This window comes from Moraxella caviae (assembly GCF_002014985.1).
GTDB lineage: Bacteria > Pseudomonadota > Gammaproteobacteria > Pseudomonadales > Moraxellaceae > Moraxella > Moraxella caviae.
The window spans coordinates 16,513-32,257 of record NZ_MUXU01000021.1 but is presented as its reverse complement, the minus strand read 5'-3'; the positions used below and the strand labels follow the sequence as shown (position 1 = coordinate 32,257).

The window sequence follows — 15,745 nt, the reverse complement described above, 5'->3', positions numbered from 1 at the left end:
GGTTTGTGATATAGACTTGCGATACAGACTTGCAAGTGAGCGCAGTGGCGAAAACGAAAATAAGTTGTTATGACGGGTTTTTGGCAGATTTTTCGCTAGATTTTTCGCCCAGCACAGCCAGTAAAACAGGAATGTGGCTGCGTGCCACGTCTTTGACGGCGGTAATAAGCCATATGTCGCCATGCGTTTTGTGCAGTTTTTTGATGTGTGCGAGTGCTTGCAAGGCTTCTGGTGCGGTCAGCTCTTGGGTGTAGAGCTTGGAAAACGTGGCGAAAGCGTGTTCATCGGTGCTGCGATGAAACCACTGGCGCAGTTCATGGCTTGGCGCAGCGGATTTTAGCCACAGCAGGCGAGCGAAATGCGCTTTTTGTACACCGCGCGGATACAGTCTGTCTATGAAAACAGCAGGTTTTTCATCCGTTGGCATTTTGATAAAATCATAAATGCGCTGCACATAAATTCCCACCAAAATCCCCTTAAAACATCGCCATTCAAACAAACGCCTAAAGCCAAACTTTTAAAATTCAGTCGTAAAATCAAGCAGTTAAAACCAAATCTTAAAAATCAAAAAGCACAGTTGCTACGAATGATTGTGCTTAATCAAGCTGTCAAATTATTGTCAAATTGTGCCACTCAATCAAAGCATTAAGCTAAAATCATTAAAAATTTTATCCAAAATACCGCACTTTGCTTGGTGTGAGTAGTAGATTAAGTTTTTGATCCCAGTTGGTGACAGGTAAGCGCTCCATGACTTGAAAATCATAGCAATAACCGATTTTCAGCACGGTTTTTGCGCTGCTAAAGGTGCGATCATAAAAGCCACCGCCCATGCCTAGCCGATTGCCGAGCGTATCTGCCGCCACCAAAGGGCAAATGATGGCGTCCAGCATATCGGCGCTGACGATGGGTTTGGTGGTAGGTTCTTTCATGCCTAGTGCGTGCGTGCGCAGCGGTGTTTTGCCGTGCGCAAAGCGCATGGGCGCAAAGCGCAAGGGCTTATGCGCGGTGGTGATGGGCAAAAAGGGCGTAAATCCGTGCCGCAAGCAAAACTGCACGAGTGGTGCGGTGGGCAGCTCACCAAAACTGTCCAGATAAATGCCGATTTTGGCGTGCTTGGGTAATAATGGCAGCAGTTTTCGCAGCTGTAAACTCACCAAAAATGCCGAATATTGGCGTGCGTGCGTGGTTAATTGGCGACGCTGTTTTTGAATGTGTTTGCGGATTTGTCGGCGTGTTTGTCGGTGTAAATCTGCGTGCTGCATGGCTTTGGTGTTGTTGGTTCTGGTTTTGTCAATTTTGATAAACGCATCATCTGTCAAGCAAGGCAGCAGCTTGGGTTTTGATGTGTTTATTATCCCAAGCGATTAGGGCTTGCAGGCGGCGTTTGTGGATTTCAGACAGCAGTAAATTTTTGCTCTGTTCGTGCTGACGTTTGGTGCTGTCTTGTAAGATTTGGCTTAATAACTCTTTGAATAATAAGCTAAAATTTTCCAAGCTGTGCGTTTGCATTTGTACAAAAAAGTCTTGCCATTCGTCTGCTAAGGTGGATTTTAGCGCGCCATTCGGCAGGCTTGCCATGATGGTGTGCGCACGCCCATTGATGGCTTCGGCAGTGTTTGCTTGAGTGTCAAAATCGCTCATCACGCCCATTTTTTTAAGTTTTTCTAAATTATCAAGCGTACGCACCAAAGCAGCAATCATCTCATCACCCAGCGTTTGCCAAGTTGGCAGGGCGGGCAAGTGCAGTTCAGACGCTTCGAGTCGCTCAACAAAAGGCGCGTGTACATCAACCACGCCAGACTGCACCAAGATTTGATGAATGGGGTCGTCATCAAGCAGGCTTGGTGCGTATAAAATACACAGACAAAGCTGTACACTGGCGTTAAGCTGTCCTTTATAATTGGCTTTGTCGGCAGCGCTAGTAAAACGCCTGTCTCTGCCGCTGAGTTTTTTATAAATTTCGTTATTAAGCCAATGCTTAAACGTTGAGCCTTTGGGGAATTTGCCGGTCAGCTCTTTTAAATGCGCCATCGCCGCCGCTTTGTATTCAGGTTGCGACAAGTCAAAACGTGCCGTCAGCACGCCAAACACATAGTCAGACAAGCTCACCGCATTCGTCATTTGCGCACGCATGGCATCACGCCCATGCTCTTTGATGTAAGTGTCAGGGTCGTGGTTATCTGGCAGGGTCAAAAAGCGCAGCTGCTTGCCGTCAGGCAGTACAGGCGCAGCCACTTCAAGCGTGCGCCATGCCGCCCTTTGACCTGCGCCATCGCCATCAAAGCACAGCGTCAGTGTGTCGTTATATTTAAGCAGACTTGCGATTTGCCGCTCGTTTGCCGCCGTCCCCATAGGCGCAACCGCTCCATAAATCCCTGCTTGGTGTAGCGCAATCACGTCCATGTAGCCTTCCACCATCAAAAAATCCGCCGCACGAGCTTGGCGTGCTTCGTATAAGCCATATAAAATGTGCTGCTTTTGAAACACGGGTGATTCGGGCGAGTTGATGTATTTTGGCAAATCATCGCCCAGCGAACGCCCAGCAAAGCCAACCGTGCGTCCTTGTCTGTCTTTGATGGGAAAAATCACCCGATCACGCAGCAAATTAAACTCACGGCCTTTTTGTGATTGGCGTACCAGTCCCAGCATTTTTAGTCCGTCAATGTCTTGGGGAAAGGCTTCTTCTAGGTGTTGCCAGCCGCTTGGCGCATAGCCTAATTCAAATTCGGTGATAGTTTCTTCGCTTAAGCCACGAGATAAAAAATATGCCTTGGCTGCTGGGTGATTATTAAGCATGGCTTGATAATAGCGTTTTAGGTTGTCAAGCAAGCTGTATAAATCACCGTGCGACTCATCTGTCGTGTCGGCTGGATTTTGTTGCCAGTCGCCAAATGCTGCTGGCGCATTGACATCGTATTCGCCAAAGTCATAAGTTTTATCGTCATCATAAAATGCCGTATCTACTGGATAAGTATTTGATAAATCAGAATTTATTGGTGTATTGTTTGAATGCGGTGCGGTGTTGGCTTCTTGTGGTTTTGACTGTGGTTGAGATTGGGTTTGTGGTTGCGGTTGTGTGTTTGTTTTATTGACAGATAGGCTTTTTAGTTGACTGTTTGGCGCAGTAGGTTTGGTGCTTTTGCGTTTGTATTGAATTTTTTTGGCAAATTCATCATCTTTTGGCAACTCAATGCCTGTCTGCTCTGACAAGGTTTTTGCCGCTTCCATAAAGGTCATGCGTTCAAATTCTTTTAAAAAAGTGAACGGATTGCCTTTTGCGCCGCAGCCAAAGCAGTAATAAAGGTTGGTTTGGGGATTGACAAAAAAAGACGGCGTTTTTTCGCCATGAAAAGGGCAGCAGCCTTTAAACTCACGTCCAGCGGGCTTAAGCGTGGTGTGCTTACGAATCATGCTGACCAAATCGGCTTGGCTGTTGAGCTGTTCAAGGACGGATTCAGGAATGCGCATGATGGTATTTGATGGATATTTGCTAGATTGTTTTGGCAGTTTGTGGTGATTATTTGTGATGATTGACGGCAGGTTAATCGGCTGTCAAATTTTTAGTTTTTCTTAATAATTGATAAGCGGTTTGATACTCGCCATTTGCTAATCACACCACAAATCATGCGCCATCAGGCGATGACGCACAACTTTCTTTTTATGGCATTTATGGCGTGTCGTTGATATGACCTGCTTCTGCTTCTTGAGCTGGCAAACCCAAGCCCAAAATGCGGCGGCTGCTTTCACGAGCTGGTGCGCTGGTTTTTTCACCGTCTTTTTGAGCAGCTGCAGGTGCAAGATTGAGCTGTCCTGCTTGGCGAATGACTTGTGGCTTGGTTGCGCCTTGGTAGTTGCCAGTGTAGCTTGCGGTGTCGTCAGTAGCACGCCCAAATTTGCCAAAGGTAGCAGCAGATAGGGCGCGTTTGCCCCATGATGTTGCACCTTGATTTGGCAAGCGTACCGTGCCATCGCTGCGCAGATAATTTGGGTGGTTGATTTGCAGCAAAGTTTTGTATTGATTGGCGGTGTCGGTCATGCCAAGTTGTTCGTAGCTGTACGCCATGATGGCAATCGCTTCGCCAACGCTTTGCGACTGCGGATAGTATTGAAACACCCAGCGCGCACGATTGGCAGCCGCCAAATAAGCATCACGCTTGATGTACCAACGCGCCGCTGTCAATTCATGCTCAGCAAAGTCGTTATAAATTGCCACCATGCGCTGTGCTGCGTCTGGCGCATACGGGCTGTTTGGAAAGTTATTCACCAGCGTTTGAAAATCGCTGAACGCCAAGCGCAGCCAAGCGGTATCACGTTGTGATTGGTCAAGGCGAATCAGGCGAGAAGCCTTTGGTGAGCCGCCCATATTGGTTACACCTTGTACATACAAAGCATAGTCAAGGTGTGGACTGGTTGGGTACAAGCGGATAAATTCGCTGGTGCTGTGCGTTACCGCTTCAAAATCGTTTGCTTGAAATTGCGCATAAATCAAATCAAGCAATGCCTGCTGAGCGTATGCGCCAGTTGGGTAAAAGGTGCGCACGTTTGACAGTGCCATGATGGCTTCACGATAGCGCTCTTTTTCTAGGGCGTTTTGGGCGTCTTGATAGTAGCCTGCTTCTGGTTTTTCGGCGGTGGTGATGACGTCATCGTCTTTTTTGACGACATTTTTTAGCGTAGAACAGCCCGTCAATGCCAAGCTGCCAGCAATCAATAATGCGGTTGCTGTTTTTGCCGTAGTGAAAGATTTCATAAAATAACCTTTTTTATAAGAATGTGTGCAAATTTAATTTGTCAAATAAGCTGTGCTTTGGCGGCGGCTGTTTTGTGGCATGAAGCAGGCAAATCAAGCAAGCAAATCACCAATGAAAAGCTGGACTTGCAAGCCGTACAAACACGCCTATCGCCAAATGCGCCAAGAATGGCTATCAGTTTACCACAACTAACCCCAAAAAACCTAGCCCTAAATGACGTTTGCTGTGAATTGGTGGGATTTTTAAAAATTGCGTGTGATTTACGTTGTATTTGTTAAAATTTGGCAAGGTTTTCGGTGCTGGATTGAGTGTTGATAAAAAGGTGTGGATTTGGTGGATTTGAGTGAGTGCAATGGGTAAAAAGTTGTATTTACTGTTAAAACTTGCTAGACTGATTGATGATGAATTTAAAGTGATTTTTATAAACTTTTTATAAACTCTCACCCAATTTTTACTCGGATTGATGCCAGATTTTATGCTTTGGTTTGTTGGCTAAAGTGTTATTTTGGCAAAAATTTTTTAAAAATCGTAATAAAATCAGTAATAAAGGCGCGCCATGTTAATTTTACATCATTTACAAAAATCTCGCTCATTTCGTATTTTGTGGCTGCTAGAAGAGCTAAAAGCCGAGTACCAAACGCAATACCAGCTTGTCAGCTATCCGCGCTCCAGAAGCTATCTTGCGCCATCGGCATTGGCGGACATTCACCCGATGGGCAAATCGCCAACCTTGCAAGTGGACGGACGTGCGCTTGTGGAGTCGGCTTTTATCATTGAATATTTGCTGCGCCATTATGATAAGGCGCGCGTGTTTTCGCCAAGTGATACCGAGAGCGAATGGGAAGCGCATAATTTTTGGCTGCACCATGTGGAAGGTTCGCTGATGCCAAATTTGGTTATGCGTTTGGTGTTTGGGAATATTGCCGCCAAATCGCCATTTTTGGTGCGTCCTGTGGCAAAAGGCATTCATAAGAAAGTAGAAACGCTGTTTTTGCAGGAAAATATCAAAAAATCGTTAAATTTACTTGAAGAAACACTAAACAACCATCAATACATCACAGGCGCACGTTTTGGCGCAGCGGACATTCATGCGCATTTTGCACTGGCTGCCATGCGTGATAATGGCTCGCTGGACGAGCAATTTGCCGCCATTCATAATTGGCTAAAACGCTGTGAAAGTCGCACTGCGTATAAGTCGGCTTTTGCGATTGACCAAGCGCAATTTGCCTAACGGGGGATTTATGCAATCACAAAGTAGCATGGCGCAGACATTGGGCGTAAAAATGCTGGTGGCGCTTTTATGCACGGTGAGTTTTATCGCTGGATTTTATGCGCATAAAGTACGCCAAACGAACGCCTGCCAAGCAATGGGCGCGCAAGTGGTGCAGCAGGGCAATGTAGTGGTTTGTGTGAGCGGTAATAATTAAAGGTGAATGAGTAGTTTTCATAAGTAGGTTTACGCAAGTTTTAACCGCTCACGGTTTGGCTGTGAGGCTTTATAAATGTGATAGCGCAGCCAAAAACTTTGCTTTTGTCGGTCAGTGTGCGCATGATAAATTGCAGGTGTATTGTCATGCGCCAAGCGTTAAACACTCAAAAGCCACACGCCATACAAACCAGCCAATCAATCAACTCACAAATCCCACGTTTTTTAATCAAGCAGCCAACTCTCACCAAAATCATTTCACAAACCTTCGCTAAATTTATGCTATAATGGCAAGTTTATCCCCTTGTTTGATTTTGTTTGAGAGCGCCATGAGCCACACGCCAGCCAATCCTTTTGCGAATTTTAATCCGCAGCAATTCACGCTAGTCATCACTTGTGCTGATGGACTTGAAAACGCCTTGCTGATTGAGCTTGACAGTTTTGGCTTGACAGGCGATGTGCTGCGTGCAGGCAGGGTGCAGGTGCAGGCGGCGCTTGCAGATTTGTACCGCATTTGTCTGTACAGCCGTGTGGCAAGCCGTGTGCTTTTGCCGATTGGCGAGTATCATTTCAAACAAAAACGTGAAACCAGCACGCAAATCACCACCGACAGACAAGGCAAAAAAATCAGCCGCACGCTGGAGGCGGACGTGCTTGATGAAGACGTGCCACAAGCGTTGTACGCCTTTGCCAGTCGTTATGATTGGGCGAGTATTTTTGATGTGTCGCAAACCTTTGCAGTGCGCCTGACGACCGATAAACGCCTAAGTATCAACCAGCAATTCGCCACGCTGCGTATCAAAGACGCCATCGCGGACAGTTTTAATCGTGCGCTGGGCAGCCGCCCTGACGTGGACGCAAAATCGCCACAAGTGCAGATTTTTGCGGCGGCGAATGCCAAATTTGCCGAGCTTTTCGTGGATTTATCAGGCGTCAGCTTGCACCGCCGTGGTTATCGTGTGGCAAATACCGCAGCACCGCTGAAGGAAAACTTGGCGGCGGCGCTGCTGTACGAAAGCGGCTGGCATAAGCGCACCGATAAGGGCGATTATAAATTTGATGCACTCATCGATCTGATGTGCGGCTCTGGTACGTTCGTGGCAGAAGCCATGCTGATGCGCACCGATTACCCTGTGGGCGTGGAACATCGCACGCACGCTTTTGGCTTTTATCATTGGCAGCACCACGATGAAGCGTTGTGGGAGCAGATGGTGGAGCAAGCCCTAAATCAATTCCACGACAATTTGGCAACGCTGTGCGACAAACCGCCTGTGGTGATTGCGCTGGACGCTGACGCACACGCAGTTCACGCTTGCCATCAAAACTTGCTGGCGGCTGGACTTGTCAATTTCTTGCCGCACATGACACTTCAACAACGACCGCTCAGCCAGCTTAAAGGCGTTTTGGCGCAAGTGCTGGGCGATGGTGGTGCGGCTTTACCGACAAATTCACCGACAAGCTTATCAACCAATTCATTAAAAAATTTGCCAAAAAATCCGCTTATCATCACCAATCCACCGTATGGCGAGCGACTTGGTGAAGCTGATTTTATCAAGCCTTTGTATCAAGGCTTGGGCTTGGCTGTGGTGGACGGCTTGGCAGCGGTAGGCGTGCCAAATGCTGCGCTTGCGGTGCTGGCAAGTCATATTGAGCACGCTGACACTTTGCCGCTGCTTGAGCCAAAAACTGTGCGTTGTCATAACGGCGCGCTGACGGTGTATTTTCGCCATGGGCAGCTAAATTTTGCTAAGCCTGTCGGTATCGTGGAGCGTTTTGAGAAAAAATCCATCACCGAGCCGCAAGCGCAAGATTTCATCAATCGCTTGCAAAAAAACACCGCTCATCTAAAAAAACAAGCCAAACAACAAGACGTGAGTAATTTGCGCCTGTACGATGCCGATTTGCCGAATTTTAACGTGGCGATTGACGTGTATGGCGATAAAGTGCACGTTCAAGAGTACGCACCGCCCAAGCAAATCGCTGCCGATGTCGCCAAGGCACGCTTTAATTTAGTGCTGGCAGGCGTGCGAGAAGTGCTGGACGTGGCGCGCGAAGATGTGTTCATCAAGACCCGCGCACGCCAATCGGGTAACGAGCAATACACTAAAAACCCAGCCAGCAGCGAAAAACGCCGTAAACTGTGGGTCGCGCGCGAAGCAGGGGCGTATTTTTACGTCAATTTCACCGATTATCTGGACACAGGGCTATTCATTGACCATCGTAATATGCGTGGACTTGTGGCAAAAGCAAGCCGTAATAAACGTGTGCTGAATTTGTTTGCTTATACTTGCAGTGCCAGCGTTCATGCGGCATTGCACGGCGCAAAATCGGTAACAAGCGTGGATTTGTCGGCAAATTATTTGGATTGGGGTAAGCAGAATTTTGCGCTCAATGGTTTGGCGCTGGATGCGGTGCTGGACGGACAGCCAAAATATGAGTTCATCGCTTCTGATGTGTTTGAGTGGATTAAGGATAACACCCAAAGTTTTGATGTGATTTTTATCGATCCGCCAACTTTTTCTAATTCCAAAAAATTCAAAGGCACTTTTGATGTGCAGCGCGACCATGCCGCCTTGATTAACCGCGCGATGAACCGTCTGTCGGCTGGTGGCGTGCTGTATTTTAGTAATAACTACACACGCTTTGCGCTGGACGAAAGTCTGTTTGCCCGCTATGACATCACGGAGATTACCGAGCGCACCATCGGTTTTGATTTTGATGTGAAAAAACCGATTCACCGCAGTTATGAAATCCGCCATCGTCAAGGGGTGTTTGCGCCAAGCGAGACGGCGTCTGATGTTGCACAAGATGATGCGATGAGCGCAAATCATGCCAATCAAAACGTGCGTGAAAAACGCCACATTGACAGCGGTTTTGACAAATCAAAAACGGATAAATTCGCCCCAAAAGATGGCGCAAAACGCAGTCATGAGCGCACGGCATATTCACGTCGCTTTGATAAACCAACGGACAAACGAGCGGACAGCGGTTTTGACAAAGATAAATCCTTTGGTAAAAAGTCGTTTGGTGAGAAGCGGTTTGACAAAAAACCGTTTGGTGAAAAATCTTTTGCCGAAAATAAATCCTTTGATAAACGCACGCCTTTTGATAAAGACCAACGTACAGGCGCAGATAGACGCTTTGGCAAAAATGAGCGTCTTGGTAATGAGCGTTTTGGCAAGGATGGACGATTTGATAAAAACAGCCGTTTTGAAAAATCAGAACGTCCAGCCAGCCAAAAAGTGCGCTATGATGTGGTGGATGGACGCATGGTGGCAACGCCTGTGAACGATAACACAAGCAACACAAGCGACACGCCAAGCAAAAAATATCAAATCAAACGCCGTGATACCAAGTGATGGCGCTTGGGATTTTAACAAATATAAATAGAGTATAAAACACAAACAAATTAGGTACGCCATGCAACAAGCAACCCACGAAAACACCGACCGCACCAGCGAGCAAGACAATCACCAAGAGATTATCGAAGCCTTGACGATGGATTTGGACAATCGCCAAGCTGAAGAAGCGGACGATGCGCCGCACGATTTTGACGATGGTATCAAGTCAGCACGCTTTAAAAAATTGCAAAAAAAGCTGCGCAAAGAAGTGTCATGGGCGATTCGTGATTTCAATATGATTGAAGATGGCGACGTGGTGATGGTGTGCATTTCTGGCGGCAAGGACAGCTTTACGCTGCTGGATATTTTGCTGTTTTTAAAGAAAATTGCGCCGATTCATTTTGATGTGGTGGCGGTCAATCTTGACCAAAAACAGCCGGGTTTTCCTGAAGAAGTGCTGCCAAAATACTTATCCGAACAAGGCATTGCGCACTATATTTTGGAAAAAGACACTTACAGCATTGTAAAATCTGTCGTGCCAGAAGGTAAAACGTATTGCTCGGCGTGTTCACGCCTGCGCCGTGGTTCGCTGTATGGTTTTGCCAAGCAAATTGGCGCAACCAAAGTGGCGCTGGGACATCACCGTGATGACATTTTGGCGACGTTTTTCCTAAATCTGTTCCACGGTGGCAGCCTAAAAGCCATGCCGCCAAAGCTTTTGAGTGATGATAAGCAAAACATCTTAATCCGTCCGCTGGCTTACGTTGCTGAAAAAGACATCATTACTTATGCACGTTATAAAAACTTCCCCATCATTCCGTGCAATCTGTGCGGCAGCCAAGAAAACCTGCAGCGTGCCATGATTAACGACATGCTGCGTGAGTGGGATCAGGCGCACCCAAAACGCTTGGCAAGTATGTTTAAGGCGTTGCAAAACGTTGCGCCAAGTCAGCTTGCTGACCGTGAGTTGTTTGATTTTGAAAGTCTGGCAACCGAGCGAGACGATGAACTGCGCTTATTTGAAGGCGATCACATTCAAGTGGGCGTGGCGGACGAGCTTGAGCAAATGGGCTTGCCGACTGCGCCTGCGGTGCAAACCTTCAATCCAAAATTTGCCCAAACTGCCGAAAAAGGCGCAGCAAATAAGACGAATAAAATTCCTGTCATTAACCCTGTGCTGGACTGACAAGCACTTATCAATAAAAAACCGCACTTTGATAGTGCGGTTTTGTTTATAGGGGTTTAACCCAAGGACGAAAGCGTGATATTTTTAAATTCGCTTTTATCATCAAACTTCATCATACACATGGCGTAAAAACCACGACAGCGCCATATCATAACCCAAATCGCCCAACCCGCAAATCACGCCCACTGCCTTATCAGAAAAATACGAGTGGCTGCGAAATGGTTCGCGCGCGTGTACGTTTGATAAATGCACTTCAATAAAGGGCTTGCCTGCCGCCATCAGCGCATCACGCAGCGCCACCGAAGTGTGCGTGAATGCTGCAGGATTGATGATGACGCCATCAAAACGTGCGTTTTCGTCTGCCAAAAGCCCCAATTCGCCAAGCGTATCCACCAGCACGCCTTCGTGATTGGATTGTACACAGGTTAGGCGAATGCCGTGCTTGGCGGCGGTGTTTTGTAGGCGCGCTTCAATATCGGCAAGCGTGGTCGTGCCGTATAAGTGCGGTTCGCGCTTGCCAAGCAGATTTAGATTTGCACCATTTAATAGCAGCAAGTGGCGGTTTGGTGGGGTTGAATTGGTCATAGTTTTGTAAAATTTGGTTTTGTGAGCGTTGATTGTAAAGCGTTGGTTGTGCTATAAGCCAAAGTCGGCTCAGATGACTGTCGGCTTTTATCGTGCATTATAAAGGATAAAGCGCAAACTTACAAACGTAAGCGATGACGTGCATGGCAGGTGTTCAGTCGGTTTTGTAAATTGGCTTTTGAATTAGTTTTTCAAGTTGGTGTTTTTGGACTGAATATGTGCCAAATTGGCATTTGTAAAGCGGTGGCGGATTTGCCATACTGCTTGCAAGGTTTTACAAGGCTGTTTTTGGCGTAGCTTAAAGGATTTGGTAAGAAGAGCTTGTCAAGAACGGTTTTTGATTTAGATTTTGTTAGCATTATAAAGTAAAAATATAAAGTATGTGTATGTTTGCCGTACTTTGACGGGTGTTTATTTGCCGCCTTTGTGCGTGATTTAAAGAAGGCGGCATAAATTTGACGTTTTAGATGAAAAACTGACAGTAAACGCTTGTATTTGTTGGCGAACGTGGTATGATACCACTTGGCGCACGCGCTAAGATAATTGCGTAAGATTTTTTCTGCTTTGTATGATTGGTGTACTGTGCCACCATCAATTATTGGGGTGATTGATTGCTGGCGGATTTGCAAACCTTTGCGAAGACTTGGCAAAAAAGCGTTGCTGCAATATTTGTATCAATTTTGTAAGAGTTTGGGAGTGGTTGCCAAACTGGTTTTAAAATCCGCTTGTAATAAATAGCTGATGAGTAGTGTATTTGCGATGACTTTGCGTTATCTGTTCTTTGCAAAGACATAAAGTTGGCACAAGCAACAATATGGGAAAGTTTTATGTCAGCTCGTGAACAAGGTACCGTAAAGTGGTTCAATGATTCTAAAGGCTTTGGCTTCATTCAGCGCGCCACTGGCGAAGATGTGTTTGTGCATTTTCGTGCCATTCAAGGTGAAGGTTATCGCTCACTAAAAGAAGGTCAAGCGGTTGAATTTACCGTAACCGAAGGCGACAAAGGCTTGCAAGCTGAAGAAGTAACCAAGCTGTAAGTCTTAGGCGTGAGCTTGTCCGTTGGTTTAAATTTTTAGGTGAAATTTGAGCGCACGGATTAAAAGACAATCGCCAAAAGACGATGAAATCCTGCCATTTTTGGTGGGATTTTGTTTTTAAATGGCTGGATTTAAAAAGATTGACGCAATGACATCAAGATGGTGTGGCGAATGTTGTTGGTTTGTTTGGCTTTGGTGAATGGGTGAAAAATGGGTTGTAATTTCACGGTAAATGCGGTATCGTAAAGGATTTACACAATCACAAACCCAAAAGAGAAGTAATTATGACAACCATGACAACAAAAATCACTGCATTTACAGCGGCTGCATTGGCTTGCCTAAGCCTTGCTGCGCCAGCGGCCGCCAAAGACAAAACGCCAACACTGAGCGAAAAAGAGCAAGCCATGCTAAACGTGTGCGAAATCACTACGATTGGTGCGGCTTCTATCGCACATTTGCGCCAAACCAACGTAAGCTACGCTGACGCTAAAAAACAAGTGGAGCTGTCAGGCAAAGAGCTAAAACAGCATTTTGGCGATAACGGCTTGTCAAAATCTGTGCATGACGCTTGGAAAGACGCTTTGGCGCAAATTTACAAGCTGGACGTAGAAAAAACGGACGACAAAAAAGCCGCGTTCATTGCCAGCATTGCCGATCAAACCATGCACGGCTGCCTAAATGAGCTGAGCAGTCAGCTGGATAAATAATCGCTTGGGCAGGCTGGGCGGTAAAATTTGCAGCTTGGCTTGCCTTGTTTAAGCAAAACTACAGCAAAATCATGTACCGCAAATGGCGAAGTGCAGTGCCATTTGCGCATTTGTCAAATTAGGAAGCCATCTTTCATGCACCAATCAGATTCTGCCTTGCCAAGTTTTCAAACCTTTGCTGATTTGCCACTGTCGCAAGCCACACTCAAGGCGGTGAAGGCGCTGGGCTTTGAGCAGCTGACGCCCATTCAGGCGCAGATTTTGCCGCACACATTGGCGCACCAAGATGCCATTGGGCAGGCGCAAACAGGCACAGGCAAGACTGCCACGTTTTTAATCACCATCATTGAAGCGCTTTTGGCACGTCCTTTTAAGGCGAGCGAAGAGCGTTTTTTGGGTGAGCCGCGTGCGCTGGTGCTGGCACCAACCAGAGAGCTGGCGCAGCAGATTTTTGCTGATTGCCGTGAGCTTGTGCGCTTTGCTGATTTGCACAGCGTGTGTGTAACAGGCGGTGCGGATTTTGATAAGCAAGCCGCGCAGCTTTCCAAAAGACCGCTGGATATTTTGATTGGCACGCCGGGGCGTATCATTGACTGGGTGCAGCGTGGCGAGCTGTTTTTGGATCGTGTGGAAGTGTTCGTGCTTGATGAAGCCGACCGCATGCTGGACATGGGCTTTATTCCTGACATTAAGCGCATTGTGCGCCATATGCCTGCCAACACCGACCGCCAAAGCCTGCTGTTTTCGGCAACGTTTAACCAAGACGTGATGAATTTGGCGTATCGTTGGCTGCACCACCCAGCTTTTGTGGAAATCGCACCAGAAAGCAAGACCAATAAAGATATTGAGCAGCGTTTTTATCTTTTGACCGAGCGTGAAAAAATGTCGGCATTGCGCCAGATTTTATCGCAAGATGACGTTAAAAAAGCCATCGTATTTGCCAACCGCAAAGACCAAGTCAAAAGACTGTACGACAATTTGCGTCGCCATCACGACATCACCATGCTGTCAGGCGATGTGGCACAACAAAAACGTGAGCGCTATTTGCAGCGTTTTAAAGATGGCGAAGTGTCGGTGCTGGTGGCGACAGACGTGGCAGGGCGTGGCATTCACGTTGATGATGTAACGCACGTCATTAATTTCACTTTGCCTGATTTGCCTGACGATTATGTGCATCGCATTGGGCGCACAGGGCGCGCGGGACATACTGGCACGTCCATCAGTTTTGTGAGCGAAAATGACGCATTTAACGTCCCTGACCTTGAGCGCCATGTAGAGATGAAGTTTAAACTTGAGCCGTTCATCTTTGTTCAAAAAGACGACACGCCAAAAGATGGCGCATTAAGCAGCGCAAACAGCCAAACCAATCCACAAGAGAGTGCCTAATGCAGCCAGTGCTTGCGCTTGACCCTGCCAACATTCCGCTGGCGCTTTATATTCATGTGCCTTGGTGTGTGAAAAAATGCCCGTATTGTGATTTTAATTCGCACGCCTTGGCAAGCGATGGTGTGGACGAGATGTTTGCGCAGTATGTGGACGCACTGCTAAAAGACGCACAATCCCAGCAGGATTTGGCGACAAATCGTGCCATCAGTTCGGTGTTTTTTGGTGGTGGTACGCCATCTTTATTGCCAACGGCGCAGATGGCAAGGCTGCTTGATGGTTTGCGTGCGCTGTTTGCGTTTACGCCCGATTGTGAAATCACACTGGAAGCCAATCCCGGCACGCTTGAGCATGTGCCATTTGCCGAGTATTTGGCGATGGGTATCAATCGCTTGTCTTTGGGTGTGCAAAGTTTTGATGAGAAAGCCTTGCACGCTTTGGGGCGGATTCATTCGCCTGATAACGCACTCACCGCCATCAAAGCGGCGCGTGCAGCAGGATTTAAGCGTGTCAATGTAGATTTAATGCACGGCTTGCCAGCGCAGACGCCAGAGCTTGCAGTGCATGACATCAAAACTGCCATTGACGCAGGCGCAACGCACTTATCTTGGTATCAGCTGACGATTGAGCCAAACACCGCCTTTTATCGTAAGCCGCCAGATTTACCAGACGAAAGCACGCTTGAAGCCATTGAAACGGCAGGGCGTGCTTGCCTGTATGAGCATGGTTTTGATGATTATGAAGTATCCGCTTGGGTGAGTAGCAATGACAAACCTTGTGCGCACAACGTCAATTATTGGCAATTTGGCGATTATTTGGCGATTGGCGCAGGCGCGCACGGTAAAATCACCCTAAAAAACCACGCTCAGCACGCAGATGGCATTTACCGTTTTTATAAATCACGCTTGCCAAAAGATTATGTAAATTTTACGGACGTATCGCCAAATTCACAGCAGGACAAGATTGGTGTTTTGCATGAAAACATCGCCCACGCTGCGCCAAAAATGGTGCAATTTGCCGCGATTGACGAAGCTCAGCTGCCTTTTGAATTTATGATGAATGCGCTTAGACTTAAGCATGGCGTGAGTACGCAGCTGTTTGAAGAGCGCACAGGGCTTTTTGTGAGCAGTATTGATAACGAGCTTTTGCCGCTACAGCACCAAGGTTTTATGGTGCATGACCCCACACGCCTTTGCCCAACGCCGATGGGCTTTCGTTTCGTCAATCATTTGGTCAGTGCGTTTTTGCCTTAAAAGTGTGCTGATTGGTGATAAAATTGAGCGGTTTTGCCAAGTTAATTTGACCCAAAAATGCCACACCAAAACGCCA

12 protein-coding genes and 1 pseudogene are annotated in these 15,745 nt (G+C 47.1%); 8 read left to right on the top strand and 5 right to left on the bottom strand.

Annotated elements, in window-relative coordinates:
- Positions 1–67: 67 nt before the first annotated feature.
- The 4 genes from B0181_RS02930 to B0181_RS02915 form a co-directional block, all read right to left on the bottom strand.
- Positions 68–454, bottom strand: coding sequence for a DUF488 domain-containing protein (locus B0181_RS02930; RefSeq protein ID WP_207384335.1), 387 nt, complete (start codon positions 452–454; stop codon positions 68–70).
- A gap of 214 nt (positions 455–668) precedes the next feature.
- Positions 669–1,319: a 5-formyltetrahydrofolate cyclo-ligase gene (locus tag B0181_RS02925; protein ID WP_242620091.1), complete on the bottom strand. Its 651-nt coding sequence runs from the start codon at positions 1,317–1,319 to the stop codon at positions 669–671.
- The gene (locus tag B0181_RS02920; protein WP_078275991.1) at positions 1,309–3,468 is read right to left on the bottom strand and encodes a DNA primase; all 2,160 of its coding nucleotides are present in this window, start codon (positions 3,466–3,468) and stop codon (positions 1,309–1,311) included. Before B0181_RS02920 ends, B0181_RS02925 begins: the two co-directional genes overlap by 11 nt.
- Before the next feature lie 199 nt (positions 3,469–3,667).
- Positions 3,668–4,750: an outer membrane protein assembly factor BamD gene (locus tag B0181_RS02915; RefSeq protein ID WP_078275990.1), complete on the bottom strand. Its 1,083-nt coding sequence runs from the start codon at positions 4,748–4,750 to the stop codon at positions 3,668–3,670.
- A gap of 557 nt (positions 4,751–5,307) precedes the next feature.
- Between B0181_RS02915 and B0181_RS02905 the strand changes: the two genes are divergently transcribed.
- From B0181_RS02905 to ttcA, 4 genes are all read left to right on the top strand, one after another.
- A complete protein-coding gene (locus B0181_RS02905) occupies positions 5,308–5,982 on the top strand; it encodes a glutathione S-transferase family protein (protein WP_078275988.1) in 675 nt (224 codons plus the stop codon).
- 10 nt (positions 5,983–5,992) lie between these two features.
- On the top strand, positions 5,993–6,178 hold the full coding sequence (locus B0181_RS02900; RefSeq protein WP_078275987.1) for a hypothetical protein: 186 nt from the start codon (positions 5,993–5,995) through the stop codon (positions 6,176–6,178).
- 328 nt (positions 6,179–6,506) lie between these two features.
- A complete protein-coding gene (gene rlmKL / locus B0181_RS02895; RefSeq protein WP_078276026.1) occupies positions 6,507–9,536 on the top strand; it encodes a bifunctional 23S rRNA (guanine(2069)-N(7))-methyltransferase RlmK/23S rRNA (guanine(2445)-N(2))-methyltransferase RlmL in 3,030 nt (1,009 codons plus the stop codon).
- A gap of 61 nt (positions 9,537–9,597) precedes the next feature.
- A complete protein-coding gene (gene ttcA / locus B0181_RS02890; protein ID WP_078275986.1) occupies positions 9,598–10,704 on the top strand; it encodes a tRNA 2-thiocytidine(32) synthetase TtcA in 1,107 nt (368 codons plus the stop codon).
- A 102-nt stretch (positions 10,705–10,806) separates the two neighbouring features.
- Here the strand turns inward: ttcA and aroQ are convergent, their stop codons facing one another.
- Positions 10,807–11,289, bottom strand: coding sequence for a type II 3-dehydroquinate dehydratase (gene aroQ / locus B0181_RS02885; protein WP_078275985.1), 483 nt, complete (start codon positions 11,287–11,289; stop codon positions 10,807–10,809).
- A gap of 827 nt (positions 11,290–12,116) precedes the next feature.
- Here aroQ and B0181_RS02875 point away from each other — a divergent pair.
- The 4 genes and pseudogenes from B0181_RS02875 to hemW all read left to right on the top strand — a co-directional run bounded on the left by B0181_RS02875 (position 12,117) and on the right by hemW (position 15,669).
- Complete coding sequence (locus B0181_RS02875) at positions 12,117–12,326, top strand: cold-shock protein (RefSeq protein ID WP_078275983.1); 210 nt, start codon at positions 12,117–12,119, stop codon at positions 12,324–12,326.
- Positions 12,327–12,610: 284 nt separating this feature from the next.
- Entirely contained in the window at positions 12,611–13,033 is a 423-nt protein-coding gene (locus B0181_RS02870) for a hypothetical protein (RefSeq protein ID WP_078275982.1), read from the top strand.
- A 135-nt stretch (positions 13,034–13,168) separates the two neighbouring features.
- Positions 13,169–14,329: pseudogene (locus B0181_RS02865) on the top strand (DEAD/DEAH box helicase); the annotation flags it as partial.
- An 89-nt stretch (positions 14,330–14,418) separates the two neighbouring features.
- Entirely contained in the window at positions 14,419–15,669 is a 1,251-nt protein-coding gene (gene hemW / locus B0181_RS02860) for a radical SAM family heme chaperone HemW (protein WP_078275980.1), read from the top strand.
- The last annotated feature ends 76 nt before the right edge of the window (positions 15,670–15,745 follow it).

Coding starts and splice junctions, on each gene's coding strand:
- B0181_RS02875 (WP_078275983.1), top strand. CDS start 12,117: ATGTCAGCTCGTGAACAAGGTACCGTAAAGTGGTTCAATGATTCTAAA.
- rlmKL (WP_078276026.1), top strand. CDS start 6,507: ATGAGCCACACGCCAGCCAATCCTTTTGCGAATTTTAATCCGCAGCAA.
- B0181_RS02920 (WP_078275991.1), bottom strand. CDS start 3,468: ATGCGCATTCCTGAATCCGTCCTTGAACAGCTCAACAGCCAAGCCGAT.
- hemW (WP_078275980.1), top strand. CDS start 14,419: ATGCAGCCAGTGCTTGCGCTTGACCCTGCCAACATTCCGCTGGCGCTT.
- ttcA (WP_078275986.1), top strand. CDS start 9,598: ATGCAACAAGCAACCCACGAAAACACCGACCGCACCAGCGAGCAAGAC.
- B0181_RS02870 (WP_078275982.1), top strand. CDS start 12,611: ATGACAACCATGACAACAAAAATCACTGCATTTACAGCGGCTGCATTG.
- B0181_RS02905 (WP_078275988.1), top strand. CDS start 5,308: ATGTTAATTTTACATCATTTACAAAAATCTCGCTCATTTCGTATTTTG.
- B0181_RS02900 (WP_078275987.1), top strand. CDS start 5,993: ATGCAATCACAAAGTAGCATGGCGCAGACATTGGGCGTAAAAATGCTG.
- B0181_RS02915 (WP_078275990.1), bottom strand. CDS start 4,750: ATGAAATCTTTCACTACGGCAAAAACAGCAACCGCATTATTGATTGCT.
- aroQ (WP_078275985.1), bottom strand. CDS start 11,289: ATGACCAATTCAACCCCACCAAACCGCCACTTGCTGCTATTAAATGGT.